The organism is Micromonospora sp. NPDC001898 (assembly GCF_042891255.1).
Taxonomy (GTDB): Bacteria; Actinomycetota; Actinomycetes; order Mycobacteriales; family Micromonosporaceae; genus Micromonospora.
The window spans coordinates 74,593-92,309 of sequence record NZ_JBIATC010000006.1; the positions used below are offsets into that span (position 1 = coordinate 74,593).

Genomic DNA, 17,717 nt, shown 5'->3' on the forward strand with positions numbered 1-17,717 from the left:
AAGTCGACGGTGAACACGATGGTGGACCAGCTGTCGTCGTTCGCGGACGAGGTGACCCGGGTGGCCCGTGAGGTGGGCACGGAGGGCAAGCTGGGCGGCCAGGCCCAGGTGCGTGGCGTCGCCGGCACCTGGCGGGACCTGACCGACAACGTGAACTCGATGGCGTCGAACCTGACCGCCCAGGTGCGCAACATCGCCCAGGTGTCCACGGCGGTGGCGAAGGGTGACCTGTCGCAGAAGATCACCGTGGACGCCCGGGGCGAGATCCTGGAGTTGAAGTCGACGGTGAACACGATGGTGGACCAGCTGTCGTCGTTCGCGGACGAGGTGACCCGGGTGGCCCGTGAGGTGGGCACGGAGGGCAAGCTGGGCGGTCAGGCGCAGGTGAAGGGCGTCTCGGGCACGTGGCGGGATCTGACGGACAACGTGAACTCGATGGCGTCGAACCTGACGTCGCAGGTGCGCAACATCGCGTCGGTGACCACGGCGGTCGCGAAGGGCGACCTGTCGCAGAAGATCACCGTGGACGCGCAGGGCGAGATCCTGGAGTTGAAGAACACGGTGAACACGATGGTGGACCAGCTGTCGTCGTTCGCGGACGAGGTGACCCGGGTGGCCCGCGAGGTCGGCATCGAGGGCAAGCTCGGCGGCCAGGCGCAGGTGAAGGGCGTCTCCGGCACCTGGCGGGACCTCACCGAGAACGTCAACCAGCTCGCCTCCACGCTCACCACCCAGCTCCGGGCCATCGCCCAGGTGTCGACCTCGGTGACCCGGGGCGACCTGACCCAGCGGATCGCGGTCGAGGCCCAGGGCGAGGTCGCCGAGCTGAAGGACAACATCAACCAGATGATCGTCACCCTTCGGGAGACGACGAAGAAGAACGCCGAGCAGGGCTGGCTGGACTCCAACCTGGCCCGCATCGGCGGCCTGCTCCAGGGGCAGCGGGACCTCGGCGAGGTCTGCCGGATGATCATGATGGAGGTGACCCCGCTGGTCGACGCGCAGCTCGGCGCGTTCTTCCTGGTCGACACCTCCGACGGCAGCATGCGGCTGCGGCTGACCGCCTCGTACGGCTACGTGGCTCGGGGGCACGACGTCACCTTCGGCCCCGGCGAGGGACTGGTCGGGCAGGCCGCGCTGTCCCGCCGGACGATCCGGGTGAGCGCCTCCCCGGACGGCCGGCTCACCCTGCGCTCGGGGCTGGCGGACACCCCGCCGGCCGACCTGGTGGTGCTGCCCGTGCTGTTCGAGGGCGAGCTGCTCGGTGTGATCGAGTTCGCCAGCGTGGCCGCCTTCTCCGAACTGCACCTGTCGTTCCTGGAGCGGCTGGTGCTGACCATCGGCGTCGCCGTCAACACGATCCAGGCCAACCGGCGCACCGAGGAGCTGCTGGCCCAGTCGCAGCGGCTGGCCCACGAGCTCCAGGAGCAGTCGGCCGAGTTGCAGCGCACCAACGCCGAGTTGGAGGACAAGGCCCAGCTGCTGTCCGAGCAGAAGGCGAACATCGAGACCCAGAACCGGGAGATCGAACTGGCCCGGCTCGGCCTGGAGGACAAGGCCCAGCAGCTCACCCGGGCCTCGGCGTACAAGTCGGAGTTCCTGGCCAACATGAGCCACGAGCTGCGTACGCCCCTGAACTCGCTGCTGCTGCTGGCCCGGCTGCTGGTGGAGAACTCGGAGCAGAACCTCACCCCGAAGCAGATCGAGTTCGCCCGGACCATCCACGGCTCCGGCTCGGACCTGCTGCGGCTGATCGACGACATCCTCGACCTGTCCAAGATCGAGGCGGGCCGGATGGACGTCGAGCCGACCGAGGTCCGGTTCGACGAGATCCGCGGGTTCGTGGAGCAGGCGTTCACCCCGCAGGCCGAGGACAAGGGCCTCGACTTCCGGGTCCGGGTGGCCGAGGATCTGCCCCCGGCGCTGGTCACCGACACCGGGCGGTTGCAGCAGATCCTGCGCAACCTGCTCTCCAACGCGGTGAAGTTCACCGACAACGGCACGGTGACGCTGCGGATCGCCCCGGCGTCCGAGAACGTCGTCTTCGACGTGCCGGCGCTGACCAACGCCCGACAGGTGATCGCCTTCACGGTGATCGACACCGGGGTCGGCATCTCGGACGACAAGCTGTCGCTGATCTTCGAGGCGTTCCAGCAGGCGGACGGCACGACCAGCCGGCGGTACGGCGGCACCGGGCTGGGGCTGTCGATCAGCCGGGATCTGGCCCGCCTGCTCGGCGGCTCGATCGCCGTGGCCTCGGCGCCCGGGGAGGGCTCCACCTTCACCTTGTACGTACCGGACGTGCTGGCTCCGGACGCGGTGGTCGCGCCCGCGCCACCGTCGCCGGCCCGCGCGGGCCTGCCCGCGTCGCTGCTGATGCCCCCGCCAGAGTTGTCGGGGGTGGCTGAGACGCCGGCCACCCGCAGGCTGGAGGGCGTCACCGTGCTGATCATCGACGACGACGTGCGGAACGTCTTCGCGCTGACCAGCGCATTGGAGTTGCACGGTATGACCGTGTTGTACTCGGACAACGGGGCGGACGGCGTCCGCCGGCTGGCCGAGCATCCGGAGGTGGACATCGTGCTGATGGACGCGATGATGCCCGACCAGGATGGCTACGAGACCACCCGGCAGATCCGCCGTAACCACCGCTTCGCCGACCTGCCTATTGTCTTCCTTACCGCGAAGGCGATGCCGGGCGACCGCGAGTCCGCGCTCGCGGCGGGCGGCAGCGACTACATCACCAAACCTGTTGACCTGGACGACCTGATCGAGCTGATGGCGTCCTGGGTGGGCGGCAGCCGAGGCGAGGAGAGAGCGTGACCCAGACGGCCAAGGCGCTGTTGGTCGACGACCGACGGGAGAATCTGATGGCCCTGGAGGCGATTCTCCAGGGGCTGCCGGTGCAGTCGGTCGCTGTGGAGAGCGGCGAGGCGGCGCTCAAGCAGTTGTTGGTGGACGACTTCGCGGTGATCCTGCTGGACGCGCAGATGCCCGACATGGACGGCTTCGAGACCGCCAGCCACATCAAGCGGCGGGAACGCACCCGGCACGTGCCGATCATCTTCCTCACGGCGGCCGACAAGGACGCCCAGCTCGCCCTACGCGGGTACGCGGTCGGTGCGGTCGACTACCTGACCAAGCCCTTCGACCCGTGGGTGCTGCGGGCCAAGGTGTCGGTCTTCGTCGAGCTGTGGGTCAAGACCCGGCAGCTCGCCGCCCAGTCGGACCTGGTCCGGGAGCGCGAGACGCAGTGGCGCACGCTCACCGACGCCGTCGACGAGGCCACCGCCCTGCTCCGGGCGGACGGCCCGGAGGCCCGACCCCGGGCCGTCGACCTGCTGGAACAGGCCCGCTGGGGCAACACCCGCTGACCTAGGCGGGGGGCGAACCGCCGTGGCCCGTGGCGGCGCGGCGGGCCCGCCAGCGTTCGCCGAGTGAGTCGATCTCCCCCTGGATGAAGACGAAGAAGTCGCGCATCTCCGCGACCCGCTCGCCGGCCGGGGTGCTCCGGCCGGCGAGGGCGTCGACACCGCCGTCCGCGATGTCGATGAAGTTCTTGTAGAGGCCGGTCTTCGTGATCGTCGCCTCGTACCAGGGGTTGTCCGGGAGCCCGTAGCGGTCCCGGCGGGAGCCCTTCACCGGCTCGCGGACCAGCATTCCGAACTGGGTCAGGTAGCGGACCGCGCCGGAGACCGCCGCCGCGCTGACATCGAGCCGCTCGCCGATCTCGGCGGCGGTCAGCGTCTCGTCCGCGCTCATCACCGTGAACAGCACCCGGGCGGCCATCCGGGGGATGCCGACCTCCGCGAAGGCCATGGCCATCCGCTCGACGAAGAGGTGGGCCGCCTCGTCGTTGCGGCTGGGCGGGTCGGCAATGCTCATCCGGCTCTCCTCGGCGTAGGTCGGGTATCTGATCGTGCCTCAGCCTCCACAGTCTTCACAACATCGTGAAATGACTGTAGCTTCTGATGCATGGAAACTGCGATAACGGTGACGGGCCTGGTGAAGACCTTCGGCCGGACCCGGGCGCTCGACGGGCTGGACCTGACCGTCCGTGCCGGTGAGGTGCACGGCTTCCTGGGGCCCAACGGCGCCGGCAAGTCCACCGCCATCCGGGTGCTGCTCGGCCTGCTGCGGGCAGACACGGGGGCCGCCCGCCTGCTCGGCGGCGACCCGTGGCGGGACGCCGTCGCCCTGCACCGTCGCCTGGCGTACGTGCCGGGCGACGTGACCCTCTGGCCCAACCTCACCGGGGGCGAGGTGATCGACCTGCTCGGCCGGATGCGCGGCGGGATCGACCGCGCCCGCCGCGACGAACTGCTCGCCGCGTTCGAGCTGGATCCGCGCAAGAAGGGCCGGGCGTACTCGAAGGGCAACCGGCAGAAGGTCGGACTGGTCGCCGCCCTCGCCTCCGACGCGGAGTTGCTGATCCTCGACGAGCCGACCTCCGGCCTCGACCCGCTGATGGAGGAGGTCTTCCAGCACTGGGTGGACCGGGCCCGCGCCGACGGCCGCACCGTTCTGCTTTCCAGCCACATCCTCGGCGAGGTCGAGGCGCTCTGCGACCGGGTGACGATCATCCGCAACGGCCGCGCCGTGGAGACCGGCACGCTGGCCGAGCTGCGTCACCTCCAGCGCACGGCCGTCGACGCCGAGCTGGCCGGGCCGCCGCACGGGCTGGCCGAGCTGGCCGGCGTGCACGACCTACGGGTCGACGGCGACCGGGTCCGCTTCGACGTGGACACCCCGGCGCTCGACGCCGCGCTGCGCCAGCTCACCGAGATCGGCGTACGGAGCCTGGTCAGCCGGCCGCCCACGCTTGAGGAGCTGTTCCTGCGGCACTACGGATCGGCGAGCACCGTCGGCGCACCCGCCGGGGTGGCCCGATGACCGGCACCCGGCACCTGGTCCGGCTGATCCTGCGCCGGGACCGGGTGCTGCTGCCGATCTGGGTGCTGCTCATCGCGGTGCTGCCGGCCAGCTACGCCGAAACGTACGCCGGGCTGTACCCGACCGCCGCCCAGCGCGCCGAGTACGCGGCCAGCACCGCCGGCAACCCGTCGGTCGAGGCCCTGCTCGGCCCGGCGTACGGCGACAGCGTCGGCGCGCTCGCCGCCCAGCGGTCCGGGCTGCTGCACCTGATCGTCGGCCTGATCAGCCTGCTCGTCGTCGTCCGGCACACCCGTACCGAGGAGGAGGCGGGCCGGCGGGAGCTGCTCGGCGCGACCGTCCTCGGCCGGTACGCCGGGCTGGCCGCCGCGCTGCTCGTCACGTACGCGGCGGACCTGCTGCTCGGGCTGTTCGTGGCCGGCGGGCTGGTCGCCACCGGCCTGCCGGCGGCCGGCTCCCTGGCGTTCGGGCTCTCGGTCGCCCTCGCCGGGGCGGTCTTCGCCACCGTGGGCGCCCTCGCCGCGCAGCTCACCGAGAGCGCGGGTGGCGCCCGAGGGCTGGGCGTCGCGGCCCTCGGGGCGGCGTACCTGGTCCGGCTCGCCGGGGACGCGGCCGGAACAGAGTGGCTGAGCCGGCTCTCCCCGCTGGGCTGGGCCCAGCGCACCCACCCGTACGTCGGCGAGCGCTGGTGGCCGCTGGCGCTGCTCGCCGGGCTGGCCGCGCTGGTCGGCGCGGTGGCGTTCCGGCTCTCGGTGCGGCGCGACCTCGGCGCGGGCGTGCTGCCTCCGCGGCTCGGCCCGGCCGCCGCAGGCCCCGCCCTCGCCGGCCCGTGGGGGCTGGCCTGGCGGCTGAACCGGGTCGCGCTGCTCGGCTGGACGGTCGGCTCGGCGGCCCTCGGCGCGGTGCTCGGCGGCGCCGCCGAGGCGGCCGGGGACGCGGTGGACGGCAACGAGACCGTCGCCCGGCTGATGGAGCGGCTCGGCGGCTCGACGTCGATCGCCGAGGCGTACCTCGGGACGACCCTGAGCATCGTCGCGCTCGCCGCCGCCGGTTACGGCATCCAGGCCGTGCTGCGGATGCGGACGGAGGAGACCGCCCAGCGCGCCGAGCCGGTGCTCGCCACCGGGACGAGCCGGTCCCGCTGGTTGCTCGGCCACCTGGCCTTCGCCCTGCTCGGCCCGGCGGTGATGCTGGCGGTGACCGGCGCGGTCACCGGGCTCGCCTACGGCCTCAGCAGCTCCGACGTGACCGGAAAGGTGCCCCGGCTGGCCGGGGCGGCGCTGGCCCACGTGCCGGCGGTCTGGGTGCTGGTCGCCCTGGCGGTGCTGTTGTTCGGCCTGCTGCCCCGGATCAGCGTCGGCGCGGCCTGGGCGGCGCTCGCCGGCTGCCTGCTCCTCGGCCAGCTCGGCGCGGTGCTGGAGCTGAGTCAGTGGCTGCTGGACCTGTCCCCGTTCACCCACACCCCGCAGGTCCTGGGCGGTTCGGTTCCCGCCACGCCACTGCTGGCCCTGGCCGGCACGGCAGCTGCGCTGACCACGGCGGGCCTGCTCACCTTCCGCCGCCGCGACCTGTCCGGCTAGGCGGCGACGGGGCGGGCGGAGCGGTCAGTCGGTGGGGGCGCCGTTGCGGATCATCAGGGCCGAGCGGAGGCCGGTGATGTCCAGGACCCGGAGCAGGAAGTCGCCGACGCCGGTCAGGATGAGCAGGCTCTGCGCGTGGCTGGTCTTGCGGCTGAGCACGACCAGGGTGCCCAGACCCTGGGAATCGCAGAAGGTGACCCCGCCCAGATCGAGGACGATCCGCGGGGGCGGATCGGCGAGCACCTCGTTGACGACGGTCGAGAGTTGGGCGGCCGTGAGCATGTCGATCTCACCGGCGAGGCGAAGCACCACTTCATCGCCCGTCCGGTGTAGCGTGATGGACAGTTCGGCACGATCCACCCGATCAGCCTAGCGTGAACCGGGTCCTCTGGCCCGCCGAGGCGCTCGCAGCCCGCCCGGCCAGCCGTTCCGCGTGAGCCCGGTAACCCCGACCCAGGGGTGGCTGCCGATTCGCCGTCCGGCGCTGACACAATGGCGGCATCGTGACCGATACCTTTTTCGCCGGATCCGGCCGTTACCCTGCCGACGCGCCGGCCTCCGAGGCCCTGTTCGACCGCGCCCGCGCCATCGTGCCGGGCGGGGTGAACTCCCCCGTGCGCGCGTTCCGCGCCGTCGGCGGCACCCCGCGCTTCATGGTCCGGGGGGAAGGTCCCTGGCTCCACGACGCGGACGGCCGGCGCTACGTCGACCTGGTCTGCTCGTGGGGGCCGCTGCTCCTCGGGCACGCCCACCCGGAGGTGGTCGAGGCCGTCCAGGCCGCCGCCGCCCGGGGCACCAGCTTCGGTGCCCCGACCCCCGGCGAGGTCGAGCTGGCCGCCGAGATCGTCGACCGCACCCCGGTCGAGCAGGTCCGGCTGGTCAACTCGGGCACCGAGGCCACCATGTCGGCGATCCGGCTGGCCCGGGGCTTCACCGGCCGCTCGAAGATCATCAAGTTCGCCGGCTGCTACCACGGGCACGTCGACGCCCTGCTCGCCGCCGCCGGCTCCGGCGTGGCCACCCTCGGCCTGCCCGACTCGCCCGGCGTCACCGGCGCGGCGGCCGGCGACACCATCGTGCTGCCGTACAACGACGTCGCCGCCGTGGAGGCCGCGTTCGCCGCCGAGGGCCCGCACATCGCCGCGATCATCACCGAGGCGGCGGCCGGCAACATGGGCGTGGTGGCCCCCCGCGACGGGTTCAACCAGCAGTTGGCCCGGATCGCCCACGCGCACGGCGCGCTGCTGGTCGTCGACGAGGTGATGACCGGGTTCCGGGTCTCCCGCTCCGGGTGGCACGGGCTCGACCCCTCCGACGCCGACCTGTGGACGTACGGGAAGGTCATGGGCGGTGGCCTGCCGGCCGCGGCCTTCGGCGGGCGCACGGAGATCATGGCGCGACTCGCCCCGGCCGGCCCGGTCTACCAGGCCGGCACCCTCTCCGGTAACCCGCTCGCCTGCGCCGCCGGCCTGGCCACGCTGCGGCTGGCCGACGACGCCGTCTACCGCAGGCTCGACGAGACGGCCGCCCTGGTGGGCAAGCTCGCCGCCGACGCGTTGACCGCCGCCGGGGTCCCGCACCGGCTGTCGTACGCGGGCAGCATGTTCTCGATCTTCTTCACGGACGCCGACGTGATCGACTACGACAGCGCCCGGACCCAGCAGGTCCCGGCGTTCAAGGCGTTCTTCCACTCGATGCTCGCCGACGGGGTCTACCTGCCGCCGAGCGCGTTCGAGGCATGGTTCGTCTCGGCGGCGATCGACGACGCCGCGTGTGAGCAGATCGCCGCGGCCCTGCCCGCGGCGGCGAACGCGGCGGCAGCGGCGGGCAACGGGGGGTAGTGGTGAGCGCGAGGAGTGAGCCGGTTTTGCGAGCCCCGCAGTCGCGAACGAAGGTGGCGTGGTGAGCGCGAGGAGTGAGCCGGTTTTGCGAGCCCCGCAGTCGCGAACGAAGGGAGCGCTGCGGTGAGCAAGACGGTGGTCCACGTGCTGCGGCACGGTGAGGTGCACAACCCGGATCAGATCCTCTACGGCCGGCTGCCCGGCTTCCGCCTGTCGGAGCTGGGCGTGCAGATGGCCAAGGCGGCGGCCCAGGGGCTCGCCGAGCGGGACGTGGTGCACGTGGTTGCCAGCCCCCTCGAACGTGCCCAGCAGACCGCCGAGCCGATCGCCGGGCAGTTCGGCCTGCCCGTCGGGGTGGACGAGCGGCTGATCGAGAGCGCCAACTGGTTCGAGGGCAAGAAGGTCTCCCCGGGCGACGGCTCGTTCCGCGACCCGCGTAACTGGTGGGTGCTGCGCGACCCGGTCACCCCGTCCTGGGGCGAGGCGTACCGGGCCATCGCGGAGCGGATGTTCGCCGCCCTGCACGCGGCCCGGGTCGCCGCCGAGGGGCGCGAGGCCGTGCTGGTCTCCCACCAACTCCCGATCTGGACGCTGCGCCGCCACGTCGAGCGCAAACGGCTCTGGCACGACCCGCGCCGGCGGCAGTGCGGCCTGGCCAGCCTCACCTCGTTCCACTTCGACGGCGCGAAGATCGTCGGGATCGGCTACAGCGAGCCGGCCGCCCACCTCGTCGCCACATCGCCGACCGCCCGGACGGCCAAGGGGGCCTGATGCCAGCCCGGAGGTGGATCGCGGGACTCCTCGCGGCCGTGGCCACCACGGCGGCGCTGGCCGGCTGCTCCTCCGACAGCCAGGAGCAGCGCTGCACCACCACCGACGGCGCCATCGAGTGCGCCCCCGACCAACGGTCCACCGCGCCGAAGCTGTCCGGTGAGCTGCTCACCGGCGGCAGCTACGACGTCGCGACGGACCGCGGCCAGGTGATCGTGGTCAACTTCTGGGGTTCCTGGTGTCCGCCCTGCCGGGCCGAGGCCGACGACCTGGAGGCCACCTACCAGGCCACCAAGGCTTCCGGGGTGACCTTCCTCGGCATCAACGTGCAGGACAACCGGGACAAGGCGCTCGCGTTCGAGGAGGGCCGGGTCACCTACCCCAGCCTCTTCGACCCCCCGAGCCGACTCGCCCTCGCCTTCGACATCTCGCCCACCACCATCCCGGCCACCGTCGTGCTGGACCGGGACGGCAGGGTGGCCGTGGTCATCCGGTCGGCGGTGACCCAGGAACGGCTGCAACCGATCGTCGCGCGGATCGCCGCCGAGCAGCCCCCGCCCAACGGCTCCCGCTGATGGGCGGGACCTTCCACGACATCGCCCAGAGCGGGCCGCTGCTACTGGCCATCGGTGCGGCGGCACTCGCCGGGCTGGTCAGCTTCCTGTCCCCGTGCATCCTTCCGCTGGTCCCCGGCTACCTCTCCTACGTCACCGGCCTGGCCGGCGCCGACCTGGAGGGCCGGGACGCGCCGGCGACGCCCCCCGCCGGCACCCCGGGCCCCGGGCAGGGCCCCGACGGCGGCGGCGTGGCGGTGCGGGAGCGGACCCGGGAACGGGGCCGGACGGCGGCGGCGGTCAAGGGCCGGGTGCTCGCCGGGACGCTGCTCTTCATCGCCGGGTTCACCGCCGTCTTCACCGCCACCGCGATCCTCTTCGCCAGCGTGGGCCGGGTCTTCATCCAGTACGAGCGGGCGCTGGAGATCGGCGCCGGTGCGCTGGTCATCGTGCTCGGGCTGGCCTTCGTCGGGGTGCTGCCCGGCCTTCAGCGGGAGTTCCGGATCCACCGGCTGCCCTCCGCCGGCCTGCTCGGGGCCCCCGTCTTCGGCGCGGTCTTCGCCCTGAGCTGGATGCCCTGCACCGGCCCCACACTCGCGGCGGTGCTCGGCATGGCCACCCCCGGCGGGCAGACCGACCGGGCCGTGGTGCTCGCCGTGGCGTACTGCCTCGGGCTGGGGATACCGTTCGTCGTCTTCGGGCTGGCCTTCCACCGCCTGCTCGGGGTGTTCCGCGCCGTCCGGCGCAACAGCCGCTGGGTCACCCGGGTCGGCGGCGTACTGCTGGTGCTGATCGGCCTCGCGCTGGTCACCGGCGGGTGGACCAACTTCGTCATCTGGTTGCAGACGACGTTCGGCGTGGGCGAGGTGAGCATCTGATGACAATCGTGACGGACCGGCCGGTTCCCCCGGCCAAGGCGCCGCGCCGCCGGCCCAACCGGGCGCTGGCCCTGCTGCGCAACTCGTGGCGGCAGCTCACCAGCATGCGTACGGCGCTGATCCTGCTCTTCCTGCTCGCCGTCGCGGCCATCCCGGGCTCGGTGCTGCCGCAGCGCGGGGTGAACCTGGAGAAGGTCAACCAGTACTTCGTCGACCACCCCGAGCTGGCCCCCAGGCTGGACCGGATCGGCGCGTTCGAGGTGTTCGGGTCGGTCTGGTTCTCCGCCATCTACCTGCTGTTGTTCACCTCGCTGATCGGCTGCATCCTGCCCCGGCTGCGCGACCACGTCCGCGCCCTGCGCACGAAGCCGCCGTCCGCGCCCAAGCGCCTGGACCGGCTGCCCCAGCACGCCGTGCGCACCGGTGTCGCCACCGACGCCGAGGCCGTCGCCGCCGAGCTGCGCCGGCGACGCTGGCGGGTGGTGGTGCGCGGAAACGAGGTCTCCGCCGAGAAGGGGTACCTCAAGGAGACCGGTAACCTGCTGTTCCACACCTCGCTGATCGCCGTGCTGATCGGGGTCGCCCTCGGCTCCTGGTTCGGCTGGCACGGCAACAGGCTGCTGGTGGCCGGCGAGGAGAACGCCTTCTGCAACACCCGGCAGCAGTACGCCGAGGCCAAGCTCGGCCCCCAGGTGGACAGCGCCGACCTACCGCCGTTCTGCCTGACCCTGAACCACTTCGACGCGCGGTTCCTGGAGTCGGCCCAGCCCGAGTTCTACCGGGCCACGGTCGACGTGGAGGAGGCCGGCCGGGCCACCCGCACCGAGACCTTCTCGGTCAACTCCCCGCTGCGCCTCGGCGACGCCAACGTCTACCTGCTCGGCCACGGCTATGCCCCGGTGCTGCGCTACACCGACCGGTACGGCAAGACCCAGACCAGCAACTTCCCCTTCGTGACCAGCGGGGACGCCACCCTCACCAGCGAGGGCGTGGCCGCGTTCCCGGACGTGAACGTCGACCCGAAGACCGGCAAGCGGGACTCGAATCTCCAGGTCGCCTTCGAGGGGTTGTACCTGCCCACCGCCCCGCGGCAGGCCCCGTTCACCCGGTCGGAGTTCCCGACCGAGGACAACCCGGCGGTGGTGCTCGTCGCGTACCGGGGGAACCTGGGCATGGACGCCGGCATCCCCGGCTCGGTGTACAAGCTCGACCAGCGCCAGGTCAACAACGGCAAGCTCAAGCAGGTCGGCGACAAGAAGCTGGCCGTCGGCGAGAAGTGGACGCTGGACGACGGCAGCGTGCTGGAGTTCGTCGGCACCAAGCCGTACATCACCCTGTCGGTGCGCTACGACCCCGGCTCGATGCTGCTGCTCGGCAGCTCGACGGTGCTGCTGGTCGGCCTGATGGGCTCCCTGTTCGGCAAGCGCCGCCGCGTCTGGTTCCGGGTTACGCCGGCCGGATCGGGTGAGGCGGCCGACCCCGCCGATGGATCTCCGACGGGCGGTAGTAGCTTGATGGAGGCCGGTGGCCTGCCGCGCACCGAATATCCGGGGTTCGCCGACGAGTTCGCGCAGCTCGTCGCCGCCGTCGGTGGCGACGGTGAGCCGGGCGAGCGGACCGGTGGGGGCCGCGACGCACGCGGTCCGGCCGGGACGCGAGAAGGAGCCGAGTGATGTCCGCACTCTCCGACCAACTGGTCACGTTCGCGATCCTGGCGTACCTGGTCGCGATGATCTGCCACGCCGTCGAGTACGCCCTGGGCAACGCCAGGGCCGTCGCCCCGGCCGCGCGCGAACTGGTCGGCGTGGGAGTCGGCGGGGCCGGCGGCCTGGTCGACACGCCCGCCGCCCCGGTCGCACCTCCGGCCCGGGTTGACCGCTCGGCGGAGCGTGCCCGGCTGTTCGGCCTCGTCGCGGTCGGGATCACCGTCCTCGCCGCCGCGCTGCATCTCGCGGCCACGGTCACGCGCGGCATCGCCGCCGACCGGATGCCCTGGGGCAACATGTACGAGTTCGTGCTGACGATCTCGTTCATCGGGACGGCGGCCTGGCTCGGCGTGCTGTGGAAGCGCCCCTCGCTGCGCCGCCTGGGGCTGTTCCTCACCCTGGTGATGGTGCTGCTGCTCGCGTTCGCCGAGCTGAAGCTGTTCGTCGAGGTGGTGCCGCTGATGCCGGCGCTCCAGTCGTACTGGTTCATCGTGCACGTGTCGACGATCAGCTTCTCGTCCGGCATCTTCCTGCTCGGCGCGGTGCCGGCGGTCGCGTTCCTCATACGCAACGGGTACGAGCAGGGCAAACGCAGCTTCCCGTACACCCTGGCGCAGCGGCTGCCGACGGCGGCCGGCCTGGAGCGGCTGACCTTCGTGCTGCACGCCTTCGCGTTCCCCATCTTCACCTTCGCGGTGATCGCCGGCGCGATCTGGGCGGAGGCCGCGTGGGGCCGGCCGTGGGGCTGGGACCCGAAGGAGACCTGGGCGTTCATCTCCTGGGTGGTGTATGCGGGCTACCTGCACGCCCGGGCCACCCCGAGTGTGCGGCGGAACGTGGCCACCTGGCTCGCCATCCTCGGCTTCCTCACCATGCTGATGAACCTGTTCGGGGTCAACTTCTTCTTCACCGGCCTGCACTCCTACGCCGGCGTCGACTGACCCGGCACCGTCGAACCGATCCGGTGACCGCCGGGGGCAACTGGCCCCCGGCGGTCACCGTGTCCGGGGCGGTCAGCCCAGCGTCACCGCGGCCACGTCGTTGGCCGGGTCGTCGTCGGTGCGCGGATACGGGTCGACCCGCACCCCGCCCGCAGCGCCGGCCGGGCCGTCGATCCGCAGGTCGAACGCCACGGTGAAGGTCTCGCCGGCGGGGAAGACCAGCCCCGGCTTCCCGCAGTACCAGTAGCCGGGCGCGCCCTCCTCGCCGTCGCTCGGGGAGCACCGGGCCGGGTGGTTCGTCACGGTCGTCCCTGCCGGCGGGACGAACCGGAAGCTGGCCGAGCCGCCGCCGGAGACGGTGTCGTCGGGCACCCCGGGGCCGTCGTTGCGGATGCCGACCTGGACCTGGACGGTGTCGCCGACCGCTCCGGTGGCAGTGGCCCCGAGCGCCACCACGTCGAACGCGCCCCGGATGTCGCGCAGGTAGTACAGCCCCCAGGCGTTGTCCTGCTCGGCCGTGAGGACGTCCACCGGTTCGCCGACCGCCCGCAGCCGCAGCGGTCGGTCCGCCTCCCGGCGGGTGAGCTTCACCCCGGCGGGCAGCGGGCCAGCCATGGCCAGCGGCTCGACGAACTGGGTGATCCCCTTGTTCCCGAGTGCGGCCGGGGTGACCCGGGTGGGGATACCCCCGCGCGCCTCGTAGCGCTGGCCTGGGGCGAAGCTGCCGCGCACGGTGCAGACCATCACGGTGGCAAGCACGATCGGATCGGTGCCGTAGCGGCAGTTGCGGTACGCCTTCGGGGCGAGCCCGACCGGGAAGCGCAGGGTCACCCGCAGGTCCTCGATCGGCTGGTGGCCGCCGTTGGCCACCGCCACGGGCACGCCGATCCGGTCGCCCACAGCCGGCCCCGGCACGTATGCGTCGACCAGGTCGACCGCGGCCGGGCCGGCGGCCACCGTGACGGTTCCCTGCTGTGTCTCCGGGTCGACCTGGTCGGCGGCGACCGTGTAGCCGATCGTGCCGGTCGCGCCGTCGGCGGCCCCCGGCACGGCCCGCAGCACCACCGGCACCGTGCCGTTGACGGTGCCGAACTCGTCGGGAGTGGCCGTCGGGGGCATCGGGCAGGTCACCGCCGTGGCCGAGCTGACGCACCAGTCCGGGAAGGTGGCGGTGGCGACGCCGGCCAGCGCGGTCAGGTCGAAGCTGACCCGGGGGTTGACCGCTCCGACGTTGGTCATGCTCAACGCGGCGGTCCGGCCGGGTGCGCCGGCCGCGCCGATGGTGGTGTCACCGAGCCAGGCGCTGACCCAGCCCGGGTCGCTCTCGGCCGCCGCCGGGGCGGCGACGCTGCCCACGGCGGTCGCCGCGACCAGCCCCATCACGCCGAGGCGGGCCGCCAGGGAGCCGCTGCCGGACGGGATTACGGTCACCCGACCGCGTGGAACGCGCACAGATCCCATCGATCTCCTTCGTCAGGGAAACCGACCCGGAGAAACCGGCGGCCACCCCGCCGGCCGGATCGGCGTCCTGATCCTAGGGACCGGGGGTGACAGTTACGGCCCGTCGGTCAGGGCCGGGCGGCCCTGGTCGCGGTGAGGATCCGGTCCACCTGCCGGGTGACCTGGTAGGCCACCTCCGGCACGTCGGGCAGCTCGATCCGCTCGGCGCGCATGGTGAGCTGGGCGTGCAGTTCCCGGGCCACCGCGTCGCGGATCCGGACCAGCAGGGGGGAGAGGCCGTCCGGGTCCCCGGACACGTACGCGTCGCTCATACCCTCATCGTGCACCCTTGAGCGGTTCATCGGCCCGCCGTGCCCGGCGCTGCGATCTGTATGACCACAGGTCTAAGTCCGCCAGTTGTGCGAAATGCGGTGGCAGCCGACGGAGTCGGGATCGGGTCAGGTGCCGAACCAGCCCGGGACGTCGAGGCGGAAGAGGTCGGCGGCGGCGACTGTGCGCAGGTCGTCCTCGATTGCGGCGACCCGCTCCGGGCCCAGGGTGGCCGCCCAGCGGTCGCGCAGCGCGTCGAAGGTCACCGCCGAGCGGGCCAGCCCGTCGTGGCCCCGCGAGGTCATCCGGACCAGCTTGCGGCGGGCGTCGCGCGGGTCGTCGGCGCGTTCCAGGTAACCGAGGGCGACCAGCCGGTCGACCGTCTTGCCGGCGGCCTGCTTGGAGACGCCGAGGCGTTGGCCCAGCTCGGTGGCGGTGGTGCCGTGGGGGCCGACGGCCTGGAGGACGAAGCCGTGCAGCGGGCGCAGCCCGGGGTGGCCCTGCCGGGCCAGCTCCGTGTGCAGGTCGTCGATGAGCGTGCGGAAGCCGGCCAGCAGCAGCAGGGGCAGCGCGAAGCCGGGACGGGCGGGATCAGCGGTTGCCATGTTCGACAACCATGTTTACTGTTTGGACAACCACGTTGACGATCGTACGTCACGGCCGGCGTCATGCGCCTACCGGAGAGCAGGTTCCCCATGCCCAGTCCCGCCTTCACCGCCCACACCCCCGACACCGCGCCCGCCGCCGCCCGGCCGATCACCGAGGGGGTACGGCGGAAGTTCGGCTACCTCCCGGTGCCGGTCGCCCTGATGGCCGAGTCGCCGCACCTGCTGAAGGGCTTCCTCACCGTCAACGGGATCTTCGAGCAGTGCAGTCTCGACCCGGTGGAGCGGGAGGTCGTCGTGCTGACGGTCGCCACCCGCAACGAGTGCCACGTCTGCGTGGCGATGCACACCGGCACGCTGGCCGGGCAGGGTGCCGACCCGGCGCTGATCGGCGCGCTGCGTTCCGGCACGCCGCTGTCCGAGGCGCGGCTGGAGGCGCTGCGGCTGTTCACCCTGGCCGTGCTGGACCACCGGGGCGCGGTCCCGGACGACGTGCTGCGCGCCTTCCTCACCGCCGGCTACCACCCCGGCAACGCCCTCGACGTGGTCCTCGGCGTCGGCACGTACACCATCTCCACCTTCGCCAACCGGCTCACCGATGCCCCGCTCGACCCCCAGCTCGCCGACCATGCCTGGACGCCTACCCCGGTGGCCGCCGGTGACTGAACCGGCCGTCGCAGGGGGCCCAGGGCCATTGCGTTGTCGCGGGTGCGGTCCCAGGTCGGCCCGGGGACCATGGCCGGGGCGGAGCTGTGGGCGGGGCGGTCGATGCCGTGGGGGGCCTATGGAGCTGAGTCGTCCACGTCATCACCGCCGGTCGGGCCACTGCTGTCGCGTTACCCGCCGCCGTCGCGCTACCCACCGCCCCGTCGGGTCGTCGCTTGCGGTCGCCGAGCACGGCGAGCGTGGCTGATGTCGTATCCGACTCAGCTTCATAGGCGCCGGGAGGGGTACCTGCCGCGTACCTACTGCGGAGCGGCACCACGCCAGGAAGACGAGAGCCGGCAGAACCGTCACACTCCGCGAGCGTTGCACCGGGGGCAGCAGAGCAAAGGGGGCGCTGCGGTGTCGCCCGCCGGTCGGCGACGACGTCGTCGACGTTCCCGCCCCGCCCCCGCCCCGCCCGGGGGCCTGATCCGGTCGCCGGGCGGCCGGCGGGGGTGCGGCGGGGTGCGGCGTCAGCAGCGCAGGAAGGGCAGCAGCAGGCTGGCCAGCTCGGCCGGGCGCTCCTCGAAGAGCCAGTGACCGCTGTCCTCGACCACCCGGCCGTCGACCGTGCGGGCGTACCGGCGCGCCTGGTCGGCCACCTTCCCGCCGAGGCTGGCCCCGGCGCCGACGGCCAGCACCGGCATCGGCAACGGCCTCTCCCGGTACGCCGCGTTGTCCGCGACGTCCTGCCCGAAGGCCCGGAAGTAGGCGAAGCTGGCCCGCAGGTGCGCCGGGTCGCTCAGGTGCCGGGCGTACTCCTCGATGTCGTCCGCGCCGATGCTGCCCTTGTTCACCATGATCGAGTCGGTGAAGCGGTCCACCCAGAGCGACTCCCGGCCGGCAACCAGCTCCTCCGGCAGGCCGTTGGTGACGTTGAAGAAGCCGAAGTTCCACACCGCCGGCCCGGCGGTGCTGAGCGCGGGAAACGCGTAGATGCTCTCGTCCGGTATCGGCGCCTCGGTCAGCACCAGCCGCGACACCTCGTCGGGGTGGGCAGCCGCGTAGGCGTACGCGACCATGGTCCCCACGTCGTGGCCGACCAGCCGGATGTCACCGGTCAGGCCCAGGCCGGCCAGTAGCCCGTGCAGGTCGGCGGCGAGGGTCTTCTTGTCGTACCCGCCGGGCGGGGCGTCGCTGTCGCCGAAGCCGCGCAGGTCGGGGGCGACCACCTGGTACGAGGCGGCCAGTTCCGGCAGCAGCCCCCGCCACATCCGCCAGCACTGCGGGTAGCCGTGCAGCAGCACCACGGTCGGCCCCCGGCCGCCCCGGACGTAGTTGATCGCCACGTCACCGACCTGGGCCCGCTGCTCGGTGAACCCCGCCGGAACCCGTCCGTCGCCCATGGCTGCCCCCGTCTCGACGCCAGCGGCCCGACCGACCGTCCCGCCGCCATCCGTACCAACGAGCACCGGCGGGTGGGGAGACGCACACCGCCCGGCCCGACCCGGCGTGGGCGGTGCCTCCCGTGGT

General features: G+C 72.6%; 17 protein-coding genes. 11 read left to right on the forward strand and 6 right to left on the reverse strand.

What is annotated here, in order from left to right:
* Together ACFYZF_RS15655 and ACFYZF_RS15660 are read left to right on the forward strand one after the other, a co-directional pair.
* On the forward strand, positions 1 to 2,823 hold a 2,823-nt coding region (locus tag ACFYZF_RS15655; protein WP_387020617.1), incomplete at its 5' end, for a HAMP domain-containing protein.
* A complete protein-coding gene (locus ACFYZF_RS15660; protein ID WP_387020620.1) occupies positions 2,820 to 3,374 on the forward strand; it encodes a two-component system response regulator in 555 nt (184 codons plus the stop codon). The genes ACFYZF_RS15655 and ACFYZF_RS15660, both read left to right, overlap by 4 nt.
* 1 nt (position 3,375) lies before the next feature.
* Here ACFYZF_RS15660 and ACFYZF_RS15665 read toward each other — a convergent pair whose 3' ends face one another.
* Positions 3,376 to 3,885 (reverse strand): GbsR/MarR family transcriptional regulator, encoded by a 510-nt coding sequence (locus ACFYZF_RS15665; RefSeq protein WP_387020623.1) that lies wholly within the window; start codon positions 3,883 to 3,885, stop codon positions 3,376 to 3,378.
* Between the two features lie 90 nt (positions 3,886 to 3,975).
* Between ACFYZF_RS15665 and ACFYZF_RS15670 the strand changes: the two genes are divergently transcribed.
* Entirely contained in the window at positions 3,976 to 4,893 is a 918-nt protein-coding gene (locus ACFYZF_RS15670) for an ATP-binding cassette domain-containing protein (protein WP_387020626.1), read from the forward strand.
* Positions 4,890 to 6,473, forward strand: a complete 1,584-nt coding sequence (locus ACFYZF_RS15675) for an ABC transporter permease (RefSeq protein WP_387020628.1) — start codon at positions 4,890 to 4,892, stop codon at positions 6,471 to 6,473. Before ACFYZF_RS15670 ends, ACFYZF_RS15675 begins: the two co-directional genes overlap by 4 nt.
* Before the next feature lie 24 nt (positions 6,474 to 6,497).
* Here ACFYZF_RS15675 and ACFYZF_RS15680 read toward each other — a convergent pair whose 3' ends face one another.
* Positions 6,498 to 6,833 carry an STAS domain-containing protein gene (locus tag ACFYZF_RS15680; RefSeq protein ID WP_350883491.1) on the reverse strand — a complete coding sequence of 112 codons (336 nt, stop codon included), beginning with the start codon at positions 6,831 to 6,833 and terminating at the stop codon, positions 6,498 to 6,500.
* A gap of 143 nt (positions 6,834 to 6,976) precedes the next feature.
* On the opposite strand from ACFYZF_RS15680, the gene hemL reads away from it, so the two are divergent.
* The 6 genes from hemL (at position 6,977) to ccsB (ending at position 13,164) form a co-directional block, all read left to right on the forward strand.
* Entirely contained in the window at positions 6,977 to 8,314 is a 1,338-nt protein-coding gene (hemL, locus tag ACFYZF_RS15685) for a glutamate-1-semialdehyde 2,1-aminomutase (RefSeq protein ID WP_387020631.1), read from the forward strand.
* A gap of 123 nt (positions 8,315 to 8,437) precedes the next feature.
* A complete protein-coding gene (locus ACFYZF_RS15690; RefSeq protein ID WP_387020633.1) occupies positions 8,438 to 9,085 on the forward strand; it encodes a histidine phosphatase family protein in 648 nt (215 codons plus the stop codon).
* Positions 9,085 to 9,660 carry a TlpA family protein disulfide reductase gene (locus ACFYZF_RS15695; protein ID WP_387020636.1) on the forward strand — a complete coding sequence of 192 codons (576 nt, stop codon included), beginning with the start codon at positions 9,085 to 9,087 and terminating at the stop codon, positions 9,658 to 9,660. Before ACFYZF_RS15690 ends, ACFYZF_RS15695 begins: the two co-directional genes overlap by 1 nt.
* Complete coding sequence (locus tag ACFYZF_RS15700) at positions 9,660 to 10,517, forward strand: cytochrome c biogenesis CcdA family protein (RefSeq protein WP_387020638.1); 858 nt, start codon at positions 9,660 to 9,662, stop codon at positions 10,515 to 10,517. The genes ACFYZF_RS15695 and ACFYZF_RS15700 overlap by 1 nt, the downstream gene beginning before the upstream one ends.
* Positions 10,517 to 12,190, forward strand: coding sequence for a cytochrome c biogenesis protein ResB (locus tag ACFYZF_RS15705; protein WP_387020641.1), 1,674 nt, complete (start codon positions 10,517 to 10,519; stop codon positions 12,188 to 12,190). Before ACFYZF_RS15700 ends, ACFYZF_RS15705 begins: the two co-directional genes overlap by 1 nt.
* Positions 12,190 to 13,164, forward strand: a complete 975-nt coding sequence (ccsB, locus tag ACFYZF_RS15710; protein WP_387020644.1) for a c-type cytochrome biogenesis protein CcsB — start codon at positions 12,190 to 12,192, stop codon at positions 13,162 to 13,164. Before ACFYZF_RS15705 ends, ccsB begins: the two co-directional genes overlap by 1 nt.
* Before the next feature lie 72 nt (positions 13,165 to 13,236).
* Here ccsB and ACFYZF_RS15715 read toward each other — a convergent pair whose 3' ends face one another.
* The 3 genes from ACFYZF_RS15715 to ACFYZF_RS15725 all read right to left on the reverse strand — a co-directional run bounded on the left by ACFYZF_RS15715 (position 13,237) and on the right by ACFYZF_RS15725 (position 15,539).
* Entirely contained in the window at positions 13,237 to 14,595 is a 1,359-nt protein-coding gene (locus ACFYZF_RS15715) for a hypothetical protein (protein WP_387020646.1), read from the reverse strand.
* Positions 14,596 to 14,732: 137 nt separating this feature from the next.
* Positions 14,733 to 14,936, reverse strand: coding sequence for a hypothetical protein (locus ACFYZF_RS15720; RefSeq protein WP_350883477.1), 204 nt, complete (start codon positions 14,934 to 14,936; stop codon positions 14,733 to 14,735).
* Positions 14,937 to 15,062: 126 nt separating this feature from the next.
* Complete coding sequence (locus tag ACFYZF_RS15725) at positions 15,063 to 15,539, reverse strand: MarR family winged helix-turn-helix transcriptional regulator (protein ID WP_387020649.1); 477 nt, start codon at positions 15,537 to 15,539, stop codon at positions 15,063 to 15,065.
* A gap of 90 nt (positions 15,540 to 15,629) precedes the next feature.
* On the opposite strand from ACFYZF_RS15725, the gene ACFYZF_RS15730 reads away from it, so the two are divergent.
* Entirely contained in the window at positions 15,630 to 16,205 is a 576-nt protein-coding gene (locus ACFYZF_RS15730; protein WP_387020651.1) for a carboxymuconolactone decarboxylase family protein, read from the forward strand.
* A gap of 512 nt (positions 16,206 to 16,717) precedes the next feature.
* Here the strand turns inward: ACFYZF_RS15730 and ACFYZF_RS15735 are convergent.
* Positions 16,718 to 17,590 (reverse strand): alpha/beta fold hydrolase, encoded by an 873-nt coding sequence (locus ACFYZF_RS15735; protein ID WP_387020654.1) that lies wholly within the window; start codon positions 17,588 to 17,590, stop codon positions 16,718 to 16,720.
* Positions 17,591 to 17,717 lie beyond the last annotated feature (127 nt).